The 18948-nt window shown below is 45.1% G+C and carries 19 protein-coding genes; 11 read left to right on the top strand and 8 right to left on the bottom strand.

From position 1 onward, the window contains the following. The first annotated feature begins 1 nt into the window (after nucleotide 1). From BSI_RS19875 to BSI_RS19885, 3 genes are read left to right on the top strand one after another with little or no spacing between them, the layout of a single operon-like run. On the top strand, nucleotides 2-1099 hold the full coding sequence (locus tag BSI_RS19875; RefSeq protein WP_003235417.1) for a DUF4097 family beta strand repeat-containing protein: 1098 nt from the start codon (nucleotides 2-4) through the stop codon (nucleotides 1097-1099). A 4-nt stretch (nucleotides 1100-1103) separates the two neighbouring features. After that, nucleotides 1104-1301: a PspC domain-containing protein gene (locus BSI_RS19880; protein ID WP_003235416.1), complete on the top strand. Its 198-nt coding sequence runs from the start codon at nucleotides 1104-1106 to the stop codon at nucleotides 1299-1301. A 1-nt stretch (nucleotide 1302) separates the two neighbouring features. After that, the gene (locus BSI_RS19885; RefSeq protein WP_003228066.1) at nucleotides 1303-1662 is read left to right on the top strand and encodes a phage holin family protein; all 360 of its coding nucleotides are present in this window, start codon (nucleotides 1303-1305) and stop codon (nucleotides 1660-1662) included. Nucleotides 1663-1691: 29 nt separating this feature from the next. Here the strand turns inward: BSI_RS19885 and BSI_RS19890 are convergent, their stop codons facing one another. Both BSI_RS19890 and pchR read right to left on the bottom strand, forming a co-directional pair. Beyond that, on the bottom strand, nucleotides 1692-2903 hold the full coding sequence (locus BSI_RS19890; protein ID WP_003235415.1) for an MFS transporter: 1212 nt from the start codon (nucleotides 2901-2903) through the stop codon (nucleotides 1692-1694). A 21-nt stretch (nucleotides 2904-2924) separates the two neighbouring features. Then, nucleotides 2925-3434: a pulcherriminic acid biosynthesis transcriptional regulator PchR gene (gene pchR / locus BSI_RS19895; protein WP_003235414.1), complete on the bottom strand. Its 510-nt coding sequence runs from the start codon at nucleotides 3432-3434 to the stop codon at nucleotides 2925-2927. A 430-nt stretch (nucleotides 3435-3864) separates the two neighbouring features. Here pchR and pchC point away from each other — a divergent pair, with 430 nt between their 5' ends. Both pchC and cypX read left to right on the top strand, forming a co-directional pair. Further along, nucleotides 3865-4611 carry a cyclo(L-leucyl-L-leucyl) synthase gene (gene pchC, locus BSI_RS19900; protein ID WP_032731802.1) on the top strand — a complete coding sequence of 249 codons (747 nt, stop codon included), beginning with the start codon at nucleotides 3865-3867 and terminating at the stop codon, nucleotides 4609-4611. Between the two features lie 14 nt (nucleotides 4612-4625). Next, a complete protein-coding gene (cypX, locus tag BSI_RS19905) occupies nucleotides 4626-5846 on the top strand; it encodes a pulcherriminic acid synthase (RefSeq protein WP_003235412.1) in 1221 nt (406 codons plus the stop codon). A 35-nt stretch (nucleotides 5847-5881) separates the two neighbouring features. Here cypX and BSI_RS19910 read toward each other — a convergent pair whose 3' ends face one another. Continuing rightward, nucleotides 5882-6355 (bottom strand): MarR family transcriptional regulator, encoded by a 474-nt coding sequence (locus BSI_RS19910; RefSeq protein WP_003235411.1) that lies wholly within the window; start codon nucleotides 6353-6355, stop codon nucleotides 5882-5884. Between the two features lie 164 nt (nucleotides 6356-6519). On the opposite strand from BSI_RS19910, the gene BSI_RS19915 reads away from it, so the two are divergent. Then, the gene (locus tag BSI_RS19915; protein WP_003235410.1) at nucleotides 6520-10389 is read left to right on the top strand and encodes a lamin tail domain-containing metallophosphoesterase family protein; all 3870 of its coding nucleotides are present in this window, start codon (nucleotides 6520-6522) and stop codon (nucleotides 10387-10389) included. Between the two features lie 18 nt (nucleotides 10390-10407). Here the strand turns inward: BSI_RS19915 and nagR are convergent, their stop codons facing one another. From nagR to nagA, 3 genes are read right to left on the bottom strand one after another with little or no spacing between them, the layout of a single operon-like run. After that, on the bottom strand, nucleotides 10408-11139 hold the full coding sequence (nagR, locus tag BSI_RS19920) for an N-acetylglucosamine utilization transcriptional regulator NagR (protein ID WP_003235409.1): 732 nt from the start codon (nucleotides 11137-11139) through the stop codon (nucleotides 10408-10410). Nucleotides 11140-11156: 17 nt separating this feature from the next. Further along, on the bottom strand, nucleotides 11157-11885 hold the full coding sequence (gene nagB / locus BSI_RS19925) for a glucosamine-6-phosphate deaminase (RefSeq protein WP_003235408.1): 729 nt from the start codon (nucleotides 11883-11885) through the stop codon (nucleotides 11157-11159). Next, complete coding sequence (gene nagA, locus BSI_RS19930; protein ID WP_003235407.1) at nucleotides 11882-13072, bottom strand: N-acetylglucosamine-6-phosphate deacetylase; 1191 nt, start codon at nucleotides 13070-13072, stop codon at nucleotides 11882-11884. Before nagA ends, nagB begins: the two co-directional genes overlap by 4 nt. 181 nt (nucleotides 13073-13253) lie before the next feature. Here nagA and hprK point away from each other — a divergent pair, with 181 nt between their 5' ends. From hprK to BSI_RS19955, 5 genes are read left to right on the top strand one after another with little or no spacing between them, the layout of a single operon-like run. Further along, nucleotides 13254-14186, top strand: coding sequence for an HPr(Ser) kinase/phosphatase (gene hprK / locus BSI_RS19935; protein ID WP_003235406.1), 933 nt, complete (start codon nucleotides 13254-13256; stop codon nucleotides 14184-14186). Nucleotides 14187-14199: 13 nt separating this feature from the next. After that, nucleotides 14200-15009 carry a prolipoprotein diacylglyceryl transferase gene (lgt, locus tag BSI_RS19940; RefSeq protein WP_003235405.1) on the top strand — a complete coding sequence of 270 codons (810 nt, stop codon included), beginning with the start codon at nucleotides 14200-14202 and terminating at the stop codon, nucleotides 15007-15009. Nucleotides 15010-15032: 23 nt separating this feature from the next. Next, nucleotides 15033-15971 (top strand): nucleoside recognition domain-containing protein, encoded by a 939-nt coding sequence (locus BSI_RS19945; protein WP_003235404.1) that lies wholly within the window; start codon nucleotides 15033-15035, stop codon nucleotides 15969-15971. Further along, nucleotides 15968-16618 carry a pyrophosphatase PpaX gene (gene ppaX, locus BSI_RS19950; protein ID WP_003235403.1) on the top strand — a complete coding sequence of 217 codons (651 nt, stop codon included), beginning with the start codon at nucleotides 15968-15970 and terminating at the stop codon, nucleotides 16616-16618. Before BSI_RS19945 ends, ppaX begins: the two co-directional genes overlap by 4 nt. Nucleotides 16619-16621: 3 nt before the next feature. Further along, the gene (locus tag BSI_RS19955; RefSeq protein ID WP_003235402.1) at nucleotides 16622-17140 is read left to right on the top strand and encodes an acyltransferase; all 519 of its coding nucleotides are present in this window, start codon (nucleotides 16622-16624) and stop codon (nucleotides 17138-17140) included. A gap of 21 nt (nucleotides 17141-17161) precedes the next feature. On the opposite strand, the gene pelC is transcribed toward BSI_RS19955, so the two are convergent. Together pelC and BSI_RS19965 are read right to left on the bottom strand one after the other, a co-directional pair. Beyond that, nucleotides 17162-17827, bottom strand: coding sequence for a pectate/pectin lyase PelC (gene pelC, locus BSI_RS19960; RefSeq protein ID WP_003235401.1), 666 nt, complete (start codon nucleotides 17825-17827; stop codon nucleotides 17162-17164). Nucleotides 17828-18081: 254 nt separating this feature from the next. Further along, on the bottom strand, nucleotides 18082-18825 hold the full coding sequence (locus tag BSI_RS19965) for a C39 family peptidase (protein WP_003235399.1): 744 nt from the start codon (nucleotides 18823-18825) through the stop codon (nucleotides 18082-18084). Nucleotides 18826-18948: the final 123 nt, after the last annotated feature.

Raw genomic sequence — 18948 nt, 5'->3', positions numbered from 1 at the left:
AATGAAGCAAGAAAAGGAACGAATCCTTAAGCTCGTGGAGGAAGGAAAGCTTACAGCACAAGAGGCTTTGACACTGATTGAAAAGCTTGACAGCGACTACAAGGAAAAGGAAGAAAAAATCACAGCGCTCTCAGTTCATGTACATGACGAGGAAGAGCCGTTTTCAGCAGCAAAAAAAGAAAGCAGTAAGCCGTCTTTAGGAGCCAAGCTGTTTGACTGGATTGATTCTGCTGTAAAAAAGGTCAAGGAAGTTGACCTTGATTTGAACTTTGGCCATGCGTATGATGTTCAGCACATCTTTCAATTTAAAGATACTGACTTTTCAAGTGTCGAACTTCAGATCGCCAACGGCAGTGTGAATATCGTCCCATGGGAAGACGAGGATATCAGAGCGGAATGCCAGGCGAAGGTATATCGCGCTGACAGCCAGGATGCGGCGAGACATGCATTTCTTCAGCATATTGAATGTGAAATCAAAGGAAATAAGTTTTTTATCCGTACTGAGAAGAAAACGATGAAAACGAATGTGACTTTGTATATTCCCCAGAAGGAGTATGATAAGATTCGGGTGAAGCTGTTTAATGGCCCGGTCAGAGGGGAACATTTACATGTAAAAGAGTTCTCGGCGAAAACGACAAACGGCGTGCTGTCGTTCTCGCATTTAACAGCTGAAAAAGCCATAGCTGAAACAGCTAACGGGCAAATTAAGCTTGCCGGCCACAGCTGCGGCACGATAGAAGCGGAAACCATTAACGGATTGATTGATCTCCGCGGGAGAAGCGAATCCATTGACGTTCAAAGCTTTAACGGAAATATTGCAATTAACGTAACAGAATCGGACTGCCGCTCCATTTATACCAAAACGACGACTGGAAATGTAGAGCTTGCGATTCCGGACGATCTTGCAGTGAAGGCGGAACTCAAAAGCAATCTGGGTTCGCTGTCCCATGAATTAATGGATGTTGAGATGCTGAAAGAAAAAAATGATACCATTCAAAAAGAAATGATGTTCACTTCAAATCAGGCACATGATCAAAACATCACCGTCTTCTCAGAATCATTAACAGGCGCCATCAAACTAAAGTACTCACAGAGGTGATCGAATGAATAGGCTTTATCGTTCAGAAAAAAACAAGAAAATGGCCGGCGTCATCGGCGGTCTTGCGGAATATTTCAACTGGGACGCATCGCTCCTCAGAGTCATAACTGTCATTTTAGCTGTTATGACAAGTGTTATCCCTGTTTTGCTTATTTATATCATTTGGATTTTTATCGTCCCGTCAGAAAGGGATATGAAATGACATGGTAAAATGGGCAGTCAGCATTTTGGTAAATGCATTGTTATTAATCGTTATCGATGGATACATTGACTCCATCCATATCAGCAGCATCGGGGCAGCGATTATCGCCAGCCTCATTTTATCAATCTTAAACGTGCTGATTAAACCGCTTTTGATTATCTTTACACTGCCAGTCACGATGGTGACGCTTGGTCTCTTCTTGTTTGTGATTAACGCCATCACGCTGATGATGACCGCGTCCATTATGGGTGACAGTTTTCAAATTGACGGCTTTGGCACAGCGATATGGGCATCCGTCATCCTGTCGGTGTTCCATTTGCTGATTCAAAAAGGCATTTTAGAGCCGCTGCGAAAGAAATAAAAAAGCTGCCATACAGAAGGCAGCTTTTTTTACATGTGGTGTTTTTTTTGTTTAACGCGCTTCTGCGGCGGATACATTTGAGGCAGAAGGCAAAAGCCCAATGCGGCAAATACAAGGCCTAAGAAGCCAAAGGACATGGCAGACGGCATCATGGTGAGCAGATAGGCAGATATCATCGGACCTGCCGCCATGCCTGTGTATCTGATAAAGTTGAAAATTCCGATTGCACTCCCTCTGTTGTGTTCAAATTCATTGGTGATCATTGTGGAGTACAAGGGAGGAATGACCCCCATCGAGATGCCAAACAGTGCCAGTGTAAGAGCCATGAGAACGAGAGAAACGGAATGTGTAACGGCGAACAACATGATACTGCAGGCCGCGACCGCATTGCTGCCGATAAACAATGTGTTCAGCGAGATTTTTGCCTGTATTCTTTTAAACAAAAACGTACCTGCGATCGTGCTTAGCGCCAGTGGCAAATATAACAATCCTGCTATGCTCACTTCAATATGATAATGCTCCGTCAGTAATATCGGGAGGTAGACGATCACCGCAAAATAAATGAAAAAGAGGACAAAACTTAAGGCCAAAATGACGTTTCCTGTTCGATTTGTAAATATTGATTTGTAATGAGTGAACACATTGCCTTTGGTTTGCTGCTTAGATCCTGCGGGAGAGTCCTTAGGAAAAATCATGCTGTTTGCAACCAGCATAACGACAGAGATGGCCGTGAGCATCCAGAAGATCCCTTCGTATCCGGCTGCTCCGCCTATGAATCCGCCGAGGACAGGGGCGACAGCCGGCGCGGCGGAAAGGAGCATTTGATACGTTCCCATCGCACTCCCGCGTTCACTGCCTGTAAAAAGCTGTCCGATCGTTGTGGCAGCAATGAGAGGCAGTGCTGCGGACCCGGCAGCCTGTATCATTCTGAATATCAGAAACAAAGTAAAGTCAGTGGTCACCGCACAGCCGATGCTGGCTGCTGCCGTTGCCAGAATTCCGGCAATCAAGACAAACCGCGCGCCTTTAAAATCGATGATGGTCCCTAATATAATTTGCATAATCGCTGTCACAATCATAAAGACGGAGACTGACAGATTCACCATTGCTGCAGAAACATGGAACGATTCTTTAATGATCGGGATTATAGGTGAATAAATGTTTTGGCTTAAAGATGCAAAAAATGCGCTGAAGCAAACAATGTATAAGATCAATACCGCTTTTGATTTCATTTGAGCCATAAAGAATACACCGCCTTTTGTTTACTTTACAGGTTTGTCCGGAGTCCCATCGGTTTGTTCTGCTTCAAGTGTAGACGTCAGCTGCTCTAAAAATTTCAATACAGCATTTTGCTCATCTTGTGAAAACGAATCGAGGAATTGGTAAAAGGCCAGCTCCTTTTTTTTATGCAGTTTCTCATGCAAGTCGAAAATCCGTTTGCCTTTACGGGTTAATTTGAAATACACTTCTTTTTTGTTATCTGTCAGCTGATAGCTGTTAATGAATTCTTCCGTGATCAATTTTGTGCTGATTTTCGTTACATTCGCTTTTGATAAGTTCATTTTTTTTGCGATCCCCGCATTGTTAATGGGCTCATGCTTGCCGATGCAGTCAATGACATGAATGCTTGTCATGTTTTTAGGGATATCGATCACATCCTCTTCTGCGGCCTCCTTAAAAAATTGCTGAAGTGAAGTGTTTGCTTTTTGTTCATTAAGGTGCAGCAGTCTCACATATATGTCGTATATCATCTGCTTTGTCAAATCAGACATAGGCTACCTTCTTTCTGAGGAATAATAGTTTACGATGAAACAATAAATAAAATTGTTTACTGGTGAACGATTTAATTTTATCTTTTCTTACTTTCGTTGTCAATTGCTGATGTTTAAACTTTATCCGGTGTTATGTCATGCTGAACAGGAGTGTAAAAAGTGTGTGAAAAATGTGACATTTACATTTATTTCAAAAAAATAGGTACTATTCATATTGACGGGTGGAACGATAAGGGATAAAATGACTAATGTTTACTAGTAAACATTGATCATGATATGAATAATGAAAAAGAAGTTTTAAATCTTAAAATAATTCACTTGGAAACTTTAAGTGCTGCCTGCCATTCGTCTTGTTCAGTTGTGCCAGTTATTCCATCTCATTTTTGAGGGTGATGACTTAAAGCGGGATAAGTTTTTAGAGGTGAATGAGATGACCGAAATGGTGACGGAAAGAAAGCCTGTAGATTTTACTGCTGAGTCACTGACACAAAACTGCAGAGAAATATTTGAACGGCGCCGGCATGTTTTGGTGGGGATCAGCCCATTTAACAGCAGGTTTTCTGAGGATTATATTTACAGATTGATTGGATGGGCAACGGCTGAATTTAAAAGCGTTTCCGTTTTGCTTGCGGGACATGAGGCGGCTAATCTTCTTGAAGCGCTCGGAACTCCCAGAGGCAAAGCTGAGCGAAAAGTAAGAAAAGAGGTATCACGAAACAGAAGATTTGCAGAAAGGGCTCTTGCGGCTCATGGCGGGGATCTGAAAGCGATTCATACATTTTCTGATTTTACAGAAAATAAAGCCTATCAGCTGATGAGACAAGAAGTTGAACATGCGTTTTTTGAGCAGCCTCATTTTCGGCATGCTTGTTTGGACATGTCTCGTGAAGCGATGATCGGGCGTGCACGCGGCATCGGTTTGATGATGGAAGAAGTCAGTGAGGATATGCTGAATTTAGCTGTGGAATATGTCATTGCTGAGCTGCCGTTTTTTATCGGAGCTCCGGATATTCTTGAGGTGGAAGAGACGCTCCTTGCTTATCATCGTCCGTGGAAGCTTGGTGAGAAGATCAGTAACCATGAATTTTCTATTCGCATGCGGCCTAATCAAGGGTATCTCATTGTGCAGGAAACGGCGCAGATGCTTTCTGAAACACGGATCACATCTGAAGGATGATAGGGGGAGTAAACATGAATCAATCAATTAAGTTGTTTAGTGTGCTTTCTGATCAATTTCAAGAAAATCCATATGCTTATTTTTCACAGCTGCGGGAGGAAGATCCTGTTCATTATGAAGAGTCGATAGACAGTTATTTTATCAGCCGCTATCATGATGTCCGCTATATCCTTCAGCATCCGGATATTTTTACGACAAAATCACTTGTTGAGCGTGCTGAACCGGTCATGCGCGGCCCTGTGCTGGCCCAAATGCATGGGAAAGAACACTCCGCAAAAAGAAGAATTGTAGTGAGAAGCTTTGTCGGGGACGCATTGGATCATCTGTCTCCATTCATTAAGCAAAATGCAGAAAACTTATTAGATCCTTATCTAGAAAAAGGGAGAATCGATCTCGTCAATGATTTTGGAAAGACGTTTGCGGTGTGTGTCACGATGGACATGCTCGGACTGGATAAAAGAGATCATGAAAAAATCGCTGAGTGGCACAGCGGAGTTGCCGATTTTATTACGAGTATCTTTCAGACTCCTGAAGCGCGGGCGCATTCTTTATGGTGCAGCGAACAACTTTCCGATTACTTGATGCCGGTCATCGAGGAACGCCGCGTCAATCCGGGATCAGATTTAATTTCCATCCTGTGTACGTCTGAATATGAAGGCATGGCGATGTCGGACAAGGATATATTAGCACTGATTCTCAATGTGCTGTTAGCCGCAACGGAACCGGCAGATAAGACGCTGGCGCTGATGGTATATCATTTGCTCAACAATCCCGAGCAGATGAATGATGTTTTGGCTGACCGTTCATTGGTGCCGAGAGCCATTGCGGAGACGTTGCGTTATAAACCGCCGGTTCAGCTGATTCCGCGGCAGCTGTCCCAAGATACGGTGGTCGGCGGTATGGAAATCAAAAAGGATACGATTGTTTTTTGTATGATCGGAGCAGCTAACCGGGACCCGGAAGCGTTTGAACATCCTGACGTGTTTAATATTCATCGGGAAGATCTCGGCATCAAGAGCGCTTTTAGCGGCGCAGCCCGGCATCTCGCTTTCGGATCTGGCATCCATAACTGTGTAGGAGCAGCTTTTGCCAAAACCGAAATCGAGATTGTAGCCAATATTGTGCTGGATAAGATGCGGAATATCAGGTTAGAGGAAGGTTTTCGTTATGCTGAGTCCGGTCTGTATACACGCGGACCCGTCTCACTTCATATTGCGTTTGACAGGGCTCAATAAGATTGAAAGGTCTCTCCCATCGGGTGAGGCTTTTTTTACATATGTTTGACCCACAAGTTGAAAAACGCAGTCACCGTTTTTAAATCATCAATTGAAAATTCATTGAAGAGCTGTTTGTATTGCTCCTTTGCTTTTTCATGAAGCTGTTCATGTAATGCCGCCAGTTCTCTGCCGCTTTCAGTTAACGTATAAAAAATTTCTTTTTTGTTGCCGGGTTTTTTGGTCACTGTGATGATATTGTGTTTCAACAAAGCTTGAACTGCTTTTGAAACAGCTGCTTTTGAGATGTGTAAGCGGGATGCTAAGAAGCTGTTGTTCACATTTTGGCTGGTATGTATACAGGAAACAATGTGAAGCTGGGTCAATGTCCAGTCTTTTTTGAGGTGTTCGAGATGTGCTGAGGACATGCCGCGGGATGGTATTTGCACCTTTTGCCAGACGCGTTTATCCCTTTTTAATGCGAATTGTTGTATAGCTTGAAATAATTCATCATGAATACTGTTGTCCATCAATCTGCCTCTCTGATTTAATTGTTAACTGGTTAACTATCCTCAGTTTACTGGGTAATAGTGGAATTTTCAAGAGGCAGACGCTTTTTTGTTCTTTTTGCACAAAAATTAACTCATAAGCTTTCCTGTTCAGACGCAAAATACGTGAAAAGGGAGGTGTTTTGATGAGGAAATACACAGTTATCGCTTCTTTGTTCTTGTCTTTTCTTTCAGTTTTGTCTGGCGGCCATCATGAATCGAAAGCTTTCCCTGTTATAAAGCAGGAACCATTCCAAACGCCTCATTACATACCCTTGCTTGAAAATCCTCCTCAAATCGATGTGAAAGCTGAAATGAAAAGCAATCTGATGATTGAGGCTCAAGTGCGTGACAATGAGTATCAAGCATTTTCTGCCTTTCTTTTTTATAAACAAAGTAATGAGCTGGGCTACAAAATGGTGCCGATGGACCCGACACCCGGAGCGATTCACAAGTTTTTGGCGCAAATTCCGAAACGATTGATTTGGAACAGCGAGCTTGAGTATTACATTGTGATTTCCAATGGGAAGCAGCGGGTCGAGTCGGAGACGAAGAAACTGAAACTTGAAGGATATCAGGCTGATCTCGCCCATATTCCGGAGCTTCTGATCACAGAGCTAGCGGTTGATACGAAGAACACGGGACGTGCAGACGGTTATGAATTTATAGAGATTTATAATACGACTGACAGAACGATTGATTTTAAAGACTATCATATCCGTTACCGCTATCCGAAAGAAGGGCCTGACTCCGATCTGATTTGGAGACCGGATGAAAGGATCACCATTCCATCCGGCGAAACTTTTGTGGTTTGGCTGAAGCCTGTCGGGCATCCAGAATTAACGGCGGAGGATTTCAATCGATATTACCAGACACAATTAACGGAAGGGAAAAATCTCGCGGTATTAGAAGAGACAGAGGGGATGGCCAATACTAGGCCGCGGTCAGTTGTGATATCAACGAATACAGGAAAAGATATTTCGGTTGCGCATTATCGGAAACATGCGCTGCGCCGGCTGTCATCTGTGCTTTACAAGTATCCGCTGGACGGAACCGCAGAACTTCTCAATATCTCAATCGGAGAAAAAAATCCGTCCCCGGGAACGGTATTACAGGCGCAAGTTCCTGAGCAGAAACGAAAAATTAAGCTTGATAAAGAAAAGCCGGTCATTGAGGATTTGACTGACCGCAAGCCTGTTCGCCCTGCTGAAAGCATTGAGCTGCGGGCTGATATACGGGACCGCAGTCTTGTGAAAACAGCGGCCTTCTACTATCGGACAGATGAAAACAAACCGTTTAAGCGCATTCTCGCTGAAAAAGACCGCAACGACAATCTCTACCATTATATTGTGTATTCGCCTGAATTGATCGGGAAGGATCAGCTTGAGTATTACGTGGCAGCAGGGGACGGAATCAATGAGGCGAGAACGCCGGTCAAAATGATTGACATTAAACAAACAAGCAAATCGCACGGTTTGCGGATGAACATTGAAAACAGAGACACGCTATCGGGAACTCAGTTTCTCAAAGCGACAACAGACGGGCGCACTAACAGCATTAAGCTGTGGATAGACGGAAAAAAACAAGTGACAGAGCCCGCTATGGAAAAAGAAGTGTATTTTGCGTTCGATACGAGAAAAACGAATCTTTACTTTAAAAACGCGGTAACGATGGAAGGCAAAGTGTTAAAGGTATTTGATGATACAACAAATAAATACCGCACCTATTCTGTTCCCTTACCAGAGTTGCTGCTCCGTAAAGGGAAGCAGCTGCAGCGTATTACGATACGATCAGGTTCAAAGGTGTCTCCATTTGATACGGCTGAAAACCGTGATGATTTCTTAGTCAAAAACGCCCGATTGGTGTTATCGGATGGGACGGTGATCAGGGATCAGAGGGTTTCTCCTGAGAAGGAACTCTTTATTGGAGATAATCAGCGCTCGAATAAAAGCTGGCAATTTCAATTCAATCTTCCTGACGGACTGTTTACGTCACAGTTGCTGAAGTGGGATACATCAAAGCTTTCTGAAGGCGCTCACCATATTCAAGCAAGCGACGGCAAGGAAAAAGTAAGCTTGGTTGTGCGTGTAGATAATTCGGGGCCGCATATCGAGCCGAATATCACCGAGGGACAAACGTACAAAGGAAACCTCATCCTGCAGGCGGATATGTATGATAAATGGAGCAAAATTGAGGAAGCGGAGGCGTCTTTAGATGGTGAGAGCATTACACTTCCCTATCATACGTCATCTTCTGAACTTTTGCCGGGAAAACATTCTCTAAAAATAACCGCAACGGACCTCGCGGGCAATAAAACAATCATTGAGCGGACGTTTAAAACAGAACGTGAGCATCCGGATCAGCCGGAGGTCATAGACAGCGAAGCCGATACGCATAGGGCTAAGCTTTCTGTGCGGGTGAAGGATCCGACGGATGACCCCATGGATGTTGCTTTTTATAGAGGATTTCAATATACAGCACGAAACAATGTGAAAATATTCAAGCACGCGTCACTGACTGAACCGCCGAAAAGCTTTGTGCCGGAAAGCGAGACCCCCTTTACGAATAAAGAATTGGAGCGGGTATCTGCTGCTGACGGAAAAACAGTATCGACAGAAAAGAAGGAGCTTTTCCCTTATCATCGCTTTGAAGTGACGGTTGATCCGTCAGTTGATGAGAATGACTTGGCGGAAGCGGTCTGGAAGGGAAGTTCTTTGCCGGGAAGAAAGGTGACGATGTATGCTTGGAATTATCGGACAAAAGAGTGGCAGCCGGTTGACAGCTTCGTTGCCAAGGATCACAAACCGTTTACGCTGAAGGCGTCAGTAATCGCCTCCGATTTTGTGCGGAAGTCGAAGATGAATGTGATTGTCCAGGATGAAATTCCTCCTGCGAAGGATATGTACACATTTGCCTGGATGTCCGATACGCAGTATTACGCGGAAAGCTATCCGCATATTTTTGATAAACAGACCGCATGGATCAAAAGTAATCAAAAGCAGCTCAATATCAAATATGTGTTTCACACGGGTGATATTGTAGATGATTCTGCCGATATCAGACAGTGGAAAAACGCTGATCGGTCAATGTCTGTTCTGGATAAAAGCGGGATTCCTTACGGCGTGCTGGCAGGTAACCACGATGTCGGGCATAAGGACGGCTCCTACAGGGCGTTTGGCAAATACTTTGGCAGTCATCGTTTTGATAAAAAATTGCATTATGGCGGTTCTTATAAAAATAACCGCGGACATTATGACTTAATTTCGAGCAACGGCAATGATTATATCATGCTGTACATGGGATGGGGCATTACGGATGAAGACATCGCGTGGATGAATCAAGTGCTGAAGAAGCATCCTGACCGGATGGCTGTTTTAGCTTTTCATGAGTATTTGCTGGTCAGCGGAAACAGAAGCCCGATCGGAGAGAAGATATTCAAAAAAGTCGTGAAGCCGAATCCGAATGTGGTGATGGTGTTAAGCGGGCATTATCATAGTGCGATGAGAAAAACTGATGAACTTGATGATGATGGTGATGGAAAACCGGATCGCCTCGTGCATCAAATGCTGGCCGATTATCAGGGCGGGCCAGAAGGCGGGCAAGGGTATTTGCGTTTGCTGCAGTTTGACCAGGCGAATGATATGGTGCATGTGTCGACGTACTCTCCGCATTTACAAGATAAAAACTACTATGATACGGATACCTACGGCAACAAGGATGAGTTTTCGCTTTCGCTTGATTTGAAGCCGAGGGTCAAAAAGGTGGAAACCGATTATTTTGAATGTAATGTATATACCAATGAAGAGCTCGGAAAACGGGAGCAAGTGAAGAGCGGGGATACCGCTGAATTCCGCTGGGATGATCTTGAACCGCACTCTGTTTATTATTGGTACACCATTGTGGAAGACAGCTTTAACGGCAAAACGAAATCACCGATCTGGAAGTTCAAGACGAAAAAAGAGACATATCGTCCGGCGCCAGACCAGTTAGATTTTCGCCATGTCTCCAATCCTTAAAAAGGGTTGGAGATTTTTTTATGAAAGCCGATCCATATAGTGGACAAATGTATAACGGTCGCCTCTGTATACTGATTTTGCATGTTCAAAAGCAGTTCCGTTCTGTAAATACGTTGTTCGTTTGATTAACAGGACAGGCGCCCCTTTTTGAATGCCAAGGATGCTTGCTTCTTTCGATGTTGCAGCGCTTGGTTCAAGCTCCTGTTTTGCACGGGAAATCGGGATGCTGTTGTACTTTTCAATATGCTCGTAAATCGACGACTGAAAATGCGATTCGTTTAATTCACCCGCAAGCTCAAACGGAATATGCGAGGATTCAATCGCCATTGGAATATCATTTGCCAGCCGCACTCGAGTGATTTTATGGATAGGAGAGGGATGCCCGCAGCCTAATAAAGCTGCGAGCTCCTCAGTTGACTCAATTAGCTGATAGTCAATGAGCCTGCTGCCCGGTGTCATCCCGCGGCTTTTCATATCCTCGGTAAAGCTTGTAAGCCCTTGGAGTGCTTGTTCCATTTTTGGCTTGCTGACAAAGGTGCCCCGTCCTTTCAGGCGATAAAGAAAGCCTTCATTGACTAAATTAGAAAGCGCCTGGCGAACCGTCATCCGGCTGATTCCGAATTGTTCGGCATATTCACGCTCGGAGGGAAGAGGCATATCCGGCTGCAGCTCTCCGCTCTTAATTTGGGCTTTTAATTGCTCCATAATCTGATAATAAATCGGAATAGGCGATTGTTTATCGATATTCATAAGTCAGCATGTTCCTTTCAAGGTCTTAATGCCGCGGCTTCACGATCAATCAAAATCGTAACATCGGGGTGCAGGTGCAAAGCCGATGCTGGGAAATCTTCGCTTACGTCTCCTTCTAACAGCTTTCTCGCAGCTTCCGCTTTGCTTTTGCCGGAAATAAGCAGCAGAATGCGCTTGCTTGAGAGAATCGTCTGGATTCCCATTGTGAGTGCTTTTTTCGGCACACTGTCTATTGAAGAAAAATATCTGGCATTCGCCTGGCGGGTTTGTTCATTTAATGTCACAACGTGTGTTCGCGACTTGAAAGGCGTTCCCGGTTCGTTGAAGCCGATATGTCCGTTTCGGCCGATGCCGAGAAGCTGAATGTCAGTGCCGCCAATGGATTCGACTAGTTGTTCGTACCGCCTGCATTCGGCTTCCAGGTCGTCTGCATTTCCATTGGGAATAAAATGCCGGCTTGGCTGGCTGTCGATATGCTGAAAAAAACGAGAATTCATATAGTAGTGATAGCTGTTCGGATCATCGCTTGAAAGTCCGGCGTATTCATCCAAATTAACCGTGGTGACGTTTTTAAATGAAAGATTCTCAGTTTGGTGCAGGCGGATCAGCTCGCGATACGTGCCTTCCGGTGTGCCGCCTGTTGCTAAACCGAGAACGGCGTCAGGTTTTTCCTTGATTGTGTCTGCCGCTATTCTGGCTGCTTTTTGGCTTAGCTCTTCATATGTTTGGCATTCAACTACTTTCATATCTGGTCAGCCTCCTTGGATATAAATGCAATGTTTCCGCGGCAGATGGTGAGAATCACCTCGCAATCACTGCTGACAATCACAAGATCCGCATCTTTTCCCTCTGTCACACTCCCTTTTCGGTCAAAGATGCCCAGCTGTTTGGCCGCGTTTGCAGAAGTTATATTAGCTATATCCATCCAAGAGCAATTTGTAAACTCACGCATATGCCGTGCGCCTTCGTTCATTTTGAGGATCGAACCGGCAAGTGTTCCGTCGGAAAGAAGAGCTGTCTTTCCTCTTACCGTCACACTTTGGCCGCCGAACTCGTATACACCATCTTTCAGGCCTTTTGCCCTCATGGAATCGGTAATTAAAATGAGCTTGCTGCTGCCTTTTGCCAAAAAAGCAAGCTTTGCCGCTAAAGGATGGGAGTGGATGCCGTCAGCGATAAGCTCTGTCACAAACCCATCATGGGCTAGCGCCGTTCCGATCACTCCGGGCTCTCGGTGATGAAACGGGCTCATCGCGTTGTAAAGATGGGTCATATGGCTCGCGCCTGCTTTCGCGGCCTCCGACAGTAATGCGGAGTCGGCATCTGTGTGCCCCATCGACGCGATAATCGATTCGTCTTTCAAATAGCGGATCAGTTCAAAATGCTGATCCTCCTCTGGCGCAAGTGTGACGATTTTGATCAGTCCGCCCGCCTCCTGCTGCCATTTTTTGAAAAGCGCAACATCCGAAGGCCTGATCCATTCCTTTGGCTGTGCTCCGGCTCTTTTAGGTGAAACAAAGGGCCCCTCCAAATGAATGCCGAGCAGTTCCGCGCCTAATAAAGAGGATTCTTCAGCTGCTTTCCAATCTCTTGCATTCACCAAAGCTTGGGAAATGTGCCCATGTTCCTGGGTAATGGTTGTTGCTAAAAAGCTCGTCGTGCCTTCTTCTGGAAGTCTTGAGGACATGGTGTCGAGGGCGGAAAAGCTTGCATCCATCGTATCTGCGCCATAGCCGCCGTGAATATGAATGTCAATCATCCCGGGAAGCAAAACGGAATCTGCCGGTGCTTGAATCTCTTTTGAGTAAGACTCTTTAGGCCGTTCTGTTGAAACTGTGCTGATTTTTCCGCCATTGATTCCGACATAGCCATTTTTGATTACTTCATTTTCTGTCACGATCGCGATGCCTTTGATAAGAAGACTTTTTGCCATAGGTGATCCGCCTTTCTGGAATATGAATACATTTATTTTACCCCTTTTCAGACTAGTGATCTAGACCAGCTGAGGTGTTTTCCCGTCTTTTATAAAATCTGTTTTAGGTTCAAGCCCGAAAGTGATAAAATGAAAGTATTGTGAGCAAGCTCGGGGCAGCCCGGAACAGGAGGAACATATCGTGGCAAAGGTTCGCACAAAAGACGTAATGGAACAGTTCAATTTGGAATTAATCAGCGGAGAAGAAGGGGTTAACCGTCCGATTACAATGAGTGACTTATCAAGACCAGGCATTGAAATTGCCGGATATTTTACATATTATCCGAGAGAGCGCGTGCAGCTTCTCGGAAAAACAGAGCTTTCTTTCTTTGAACAGCTGCCGGAAGAGGATAAAAAGCAGCGAATGGATTCTCTGTGCACTGATGTAACACCAGCTATTATTCTTTCCAGAGATATGCCTATCCCGCAGGAGCTGATTGACGCTTCCGAGAAAAACGGCGTGCCTGTCCTCAGATCGCCGCTGAAAACGACAAGGCTGTCAAGCCGTTTAACCAATTTTCTTGAGAGCCGTCTGGCGCCTACTACAGCGATTCATGGCGTTCTTGTCGATATTTACGGTGTCGGCGTGCTAATTACGGGAAAAAGCGGCGTCGGGAAAAGTGAAACCGCACTGGAGCTTGTGAAAAGGGGGCACCGCCTCGTTGCCGATGATTGCGTTGAAATTCGGCAGGAGGATCAGGATACCCTTGTCGGAAACGCGCCTGAATTAATTGAGCATCTCCTTGAAATCAGGGGGCTTGGCATTATCAACGTGATGACGCTGTTTGGCGCCGGCGCGGTCAGAAGCAATAAACGAATTACGATTGTCATGAATCTTGAACTCTGGGAGCAGGGCAAGCAATACGACCGTCTCGGACTTGAGGAAGAAACCATGAAAATCATTGATACAGAAATTACAAAACTGACGATTCCCGTCCGTCCGGGCCGAAATCTCGCAGTCATCATCGAGGTGGCAGCGATGAACTTCAGATTGAAGCGGATGGGTCTGAACGCCGCTGAGCAATTTACCAACAAGCTGGCGGACGTCATTGAAGACGGCGAACAAGACGAATAGGAGTTGGCGTTAAATGAATGAAGCGATAGAACCACTCAATCCGATAGCTTTTCAGCTGGGGCCGTTAGCCGTCCATTGGTACGGAATCATTATCGGTCTCGGCGCTTTGCTAGGGCTTTGGATTGCGATGAGGGAAAGTGAGAAACGGGGGCTGCAGAAAGACACGTTTATCGATCTTGTCCTGTTTGCCATTCCGATTGCGATTATTTGCGCACGAATTTATTACGTTGCATTTGAATGGGATTATTATGCGGCACATCCGGGAGAAATCATTAAGATTTGGAAGGGCGGCATTGCCATTCACGGCGGGTTAATCGGCGCCATTTTAACAGGTTATGTGTTTTCAAGAGTGAAAAACCTTTCGTTTTGGAAGCTTGCGGATATTGCCGCGCCAAGCATTTTGCTCGGCCAGGCGATTGGCCGCTGGGGAAACTTCATGAACCAAGAAGCGCACGGCGAGGCAGTCAGCAGAGCCTTTTTAGAAAGCCTGCACCTGCCTGAATTTATCATCAATCAAATGTACATCAATGGACAATATTATCACCCTACTTTTTTATATGAATCACTGTGGAGCTTTGTCGGAGTCATCGCTTTGCTGCTCCTGCGCAGAGCGAATTTGCGGAGAGGCGAGCTGTTCTTGATCTATATCATTTGGTATTCAATCGGAAGATACTTTATTGAAGGAATGAGGACTGACAGCTTAATGCTGACTGATGCACTTCGTATCGCTCAGGTGATTTCAATCGTATTGATTGTTTTGGCTGTGGGAGCCATCATCTTCAGACGGGTCAAGGGGTACTCGAAGGAGCGGTACGCGGAGTAGACGTCAACAAAGGGGGATGAGGGATGAAGAAAATCTTTCTGACTGGTCTTGCGGCAGGTCTTCAAACAACATGGACGCTCGGTAAAGTCATTTTCCCGGTAACACTATTGGTCACTTTGCTCCAGCATACGCCTGTCATGGATTGGCTGGTACGGCTGATCACACCGGTTATGGGCCTGTTCGGGCTTTCAGGTGAAGCGGCTATTCCGCTTGTGCTGGGAAATATGCTGAATCTGTACGCTGGCATTGCCGGGATTTTAACATTGGATTTATCTGTGAAGGAAGTTTTTATTTTAGCTGTTATGCTTTCATTCTGTCATAACTTGATTATTGAATCGACAGTTGCCGCAAAGGTTGGCATCAGAATTGGCGTTATTTTGGCGGTGCGCATCGGTTTGGCCGCTGTGTCAGCAATCGTCATTAATCTCATTTGGCATGGCGGACAGGAAACGGCGCAGTACGGTTTTATCGCTTCAAAGAGTGCAGCGCCAGACGGCTGGCTGGCAATGCTAGCCGAGGGTTTAACGAAAGCCGGACTTGGTGTTTTGCAGCTGGCGGCAATTGTGATCCCGCTGATGATCATCATTCAGTTTTTAAGAGATTTAGGCTGGCTGCATCGTTTTTCCAGGTGGCTGTCTCCGTTTACGCAGCTGCTTGGCATGAATAAAAATACGTCCATGACGATGGTGGCAGGATTGACGATCGGTCTGGCCTACGGAGCCGGTGTTATGATCAAAGCTGTCGAGGATGACGGCGTGAGCAGACGGGATATGACATTGGCGTTTATTTTTCTTGTTGCCTGCCACGCGGTCGTGGAAGATACACTTGTCTTTATTCCGCTCGGCATACCGGTCTGGCCTCTTCTTCTGATACGTGTCACCACAGCAGTGCTGCTAACAATGATTATTGCGCATACATGGAAAAAATGGAAACCCTCAGCGGTTGGAAAGGAAGCAATATGAGTGACAAACAAGTAACGACAATTCTGTTTGATTTAGACGGAACGCTTATTAATACGAATGAATTAATTATCGCGTCCTTTTTGCATACACTGGAGCATTATTACCCGAGCAAGTATAAACGAGAGGATGTCCTTGCGTTTATCGGGCCGTCTCTTTTTGACACATTCTCCTCGATGGATGCTGATAAATGCGATGATATGATCGCCATGTACAGAGCGTACAATCATGACATGCATGATTCACTCGTAACCGAATATGAAACAGTGTATGAAACCCTGGATGCATTGAAAAAGGCCGGCTTTAAATTAGGGATTGTAACAACGAAATTAAGAGATACTGTCAATATGGGCCTCAAGCTGACGGGGATCGGTGAATTTTTTGAAACGGTCGTCACCCTCGATGATGTGTCGATGGCAAAGCCTGATCCCGAGCCGGTTCTTTTAGCGCTGAAACAGCTTGGAAGCGAGCCTGGGGAAGCCATTATGGTCGGAGATAATTACCACGATGTGCTGGCAGGGAAAAACGCCGGAACAAAAACGGCAGGAGTCGCATGGACGATTAAAGGGCCGGAAATGCTGGCGAAGCATGAGCCTGATTATATGCTTGAGAAAATGAGTGATCTATTACAAATCGTTGGAGTGAAGTAATCTGTGAGAAAAACAGATCGCCATCCGGTCTCGGGGGCTAACTCACTATGGCATGTCTATCAAACGGTGCCTTTTGTAAAGGTTGTCAAAAATTTTATCGTCATTCAAATTGCGAGATATACACCGTTTATAGGGATGAAAAACTGGCTGTACCGTACATTTCTGCGGATGAAGGTTGGAAATCAGACATCCTTTGCCCTCATGGTGATGCCGGATATTATGTTTCCGGAAAAGATCTCAGTCGGAACAAATACAATTATCGGGTACAATACGACCATTTTGGCCCATGAGTATTTGATTCATGAATACCGGATCGGCAAAGTCCTGATCGGAGACGAAGTGATGATCGGTGCGAACACGACCATTCTGCCAGGTGTGGAAATAGGGGATGGTGCGGTTGTGTCAGCCGGAACGCTTGTCCATAAAGACGTGCCTGCCGGGGCATTTGTCGGCGGAAATCCGATGAGGATCATCTATACGAAGGAAGAAATGCAAGCAAGATTGAAAAGTCCCGCTGAATAAACTTCAGCGGGATTTTTCATTTTAAAATTGAGTATTATTGTTTTCGTAAATATGCTGAACGCCAATCCATTTTTGGCCGACATTGGAGTAGCGTGTATTTGTCATTCTGACCGTGCTTGTTTTGCTGTCTGTCCGGAATATCGCTTCTTTCATGTTCGTGATGGTGCACTTGTCGATGATCACATCAACGTGGAAGGTTGAACCGCCAAGCTGTCTAATGAACTTTCCGCCATTGTCCGCCGTGAAGTTTTTCACTGTGAAGGTGCTCGCTTTATTGATTTGGAAAATCTTATCTGACGCTTTTTGGGCAGAGCCGCCATCGATGGTCACTTTTCCTTCCTTCTTCACCGTTAACGCATCCTCACCAACATCTTCCCACTTCACATTCTGAATGTTAACGTTTCCATAAGTGTGCACGCCATCAGCAGCAGGTGTGCCGAGCACCACATTTTTCAGAGTTGCTCCATCCTCTACACGAAAAACAGGTTCCTGATTTTCGGACTGGCTTCCGTCACCTAATTCTTTCCCTGCTACAAACCGCTGTCCCTTCCCGTCATATGTTGTATTTTTTGGTACGATAATTGTTTCGTGAACCACTTTGTCAGCTGCAAAAGCAGTTGATGATTGAAACTGGCTGAAACCCATAACCAAACTGAACATAAATAGGATAGACACGATTTTTTTCAATGATAAAATCCTCCCCGGATATCTTTAATTTTTGTAAGAGAAGCCTCAGCGTCTTGCACCGGCTTCTCTCACATAGATCGGGGCAAGGCTGAATCTGCTTTAATCATAAAAACAGACAGCCTGAAAGTAAAGACAATTTTGGATGATAAATGGAAAATGAATCGATATTACCGATTGAAACAAAAAGCATGAATATTGTCGTATTTGCTCAGGGGAGAGCATAGGCACTGTGAAAGCGAACAGTTTTCAGCAGTTTACTTTTGAATAACGATGGCTTGGCTGCCCATTTGTTCCCACGCTTTTTCAAAGCTCGTTCTGTCGGTTTTTCTGTTTTTGTAGCCATACGGATCATTGAGATACACATATTTTTCATTATATCCCGTAACGGCGACACTGTGTTCGCTGTACGTGATATCTATTGTTCCGTTTGGCGTTTTCCATGTCTGCATGTTGTCAACTGGCGTAAAGTTGGCGGTCGTAATGACCCAAACAGGATTGCCTTTCTCAAGCTGTTCATAAACAGCGGAAATGCTTTTTCCAGTCAGGTCAGACACTTTGTTGCCGGCATAGGTTTTCGCCAGCTTATAGATCGGTCCGTGGTAGACACCGAGACCCGGGCCATTCGCCATATCCCCGACAAATCCGTCATTCGGATCACCTTTTAATCCGCTGCTGTATGTCAAAGGCACTGTGGCAATCTGGTCTGCCAGTGTGTTTTTTGTTACGTCGTATCCCGCGTAATTCAGCACCATCGCAAGGCTTGTTACTTCACAGCCGTTATAGAGCCGAGGCGCGTCCATCTGGTTATAAAGGATGACATCCAGCGGTTCGGCGCTTCCCTTCAGCTCCTTTTTGCTGTTGGCAGCCGATTCTTTTTCAGCCTCTTTTTTATCGCTATTGAAAAAAGGAATATCTATATCTTTTGCATTTATTTTAAGTCCGAAAAAAATGACGCCTGAAAGTATGATCAGTATACATAGAGTTCGCAGTGTTTTCATCTTTATCTCCTTGTTCTCTATTTGATTTGTATTATAGCATGCCAAACATAAAGAATTTGAGATATTACGTACCTTTAATCATTTATTCATGATTTTTTCATAATTAGGAGGAGGGCATCTGAA

Origin of the sequence: Bacillus inaquosorum KCTC 13429 (assembly GCF_000332645.1) — a bacterium.
In the GTDB taxonomy this organism is placed as follows: Bacteria; Bacillota; Bacilli; order Bacillales; family Bacillaceae; genus Bacillus; species Bacillus inaquosorum.
This window is presented reverse-complemented; position numbering and strand designations above follow the sequence as displayed.

Bases quoted from the DNA above. Each gene is read 5' to 3' on its own strand.
- BSI_RS19875 (WP_003235417.1), top strand. From the start codon at position 2: ATGAAGCAAGAAAAGGAACGAATCCTTAAGCTCGTGGAGGAAGGAAAG.
- BSI_RS19880 (WP_003235416.1), top strand. From the start codon at position 1,104: ATGAATAGGCTTTATCGTTCAGAAAAAAACAAGAAAATGGCCGGCGTC.
- BSI_RS19885 (WP_003228066.1), top strand. From the start codon at position 1,303: ATGGTAAAATGGGCAGTCAGCATTTTGGTAAATGCATTGTTATTAATC.
- BSI_RS19890 (WP_003235415.1), bottom strand. From the start codon at position 2,903: ATGGCTCAAATGAAATCAAAAGCGGTATTGATCTTATACATTGTTTGC.
- pchR (WP_003235414.1), bottom strand. From the start codon at position 3,434: ATGTCTGATTTGACAAAGCAGATGATATACGACATATATGTGAGACTG.
- pchC (WP_032731802.1), top strand. From the start codon at position 3,865: ATGACCGAAATGGTGACGGAAAGAAAGCCTGTAGATTTTACTGCTGAG.
- cypX (WP_003235412.1), top strand. From the start codon at position 4,626: ATGAATCAATCAATTAAGTTGTTTAGTGTGCTTTCTGATCAATTTCAA.
- BSI_RS19910 (WP_003235411.1), bottom strand. From the start codon at position 6,355: ATGGACAACAGTATTCATGATGAATTATTTCAAGCTATACAACAATTC.
- BSI_RS19915 (WP_003235410.1), top strand. From the start codon at position 6,520: ATGAGGAAATACACAGTTATCGCTTCTTTGTTCTTGTCTTTTCTTTCA.
- nagR (WP_003235409.1), bottom strand. From the start codon at position 11,139: ATGAATATCGATAAACAATCGCCTATTCCGATTTATTATCAGATTATG.
- nagB (WP_003235408.1), bottom strand. From the start codon at position 11,885: ATGAAAGTAGTTGAATGCCAAACATATGAAGAGCTAAGCCAAAAAGCA.
- nagA (WP_003235407.1), bottom strand. From the start codon at position 13,072: ATGGCAAAAAGTCTTCTTATCAAAGGCATCGCGATCGTGACAGAAAAT.
- lgt (WP_003235405.1), top strand. From the start codon at position 14,200: ATGAATGAAGCGATAGAACCACTCAATCCGATAGCTTTTCAGCTGGGG.
- BSI_RS19945 (WP_003235404.1), top strand. From the start codon at position 15,033: ATGAAGAAAATCTTTCTGACTGGTCTTGCGGCAGGTCTTCAAACAACA.
- ppaX (WP_003235403.1), top strand. From the start codon at position 15,968: ATGAGTGACAAACAAGTAACGACAATTCTGTTTGATTTAGACGGAACG.
- BSI_RS19965 (WP_003235399.1), bottom strand. From the start codon at position 18,825: ATGAAAACACTGCGAACTCTATGTATACTGATCATACTTTCAGGCGTC.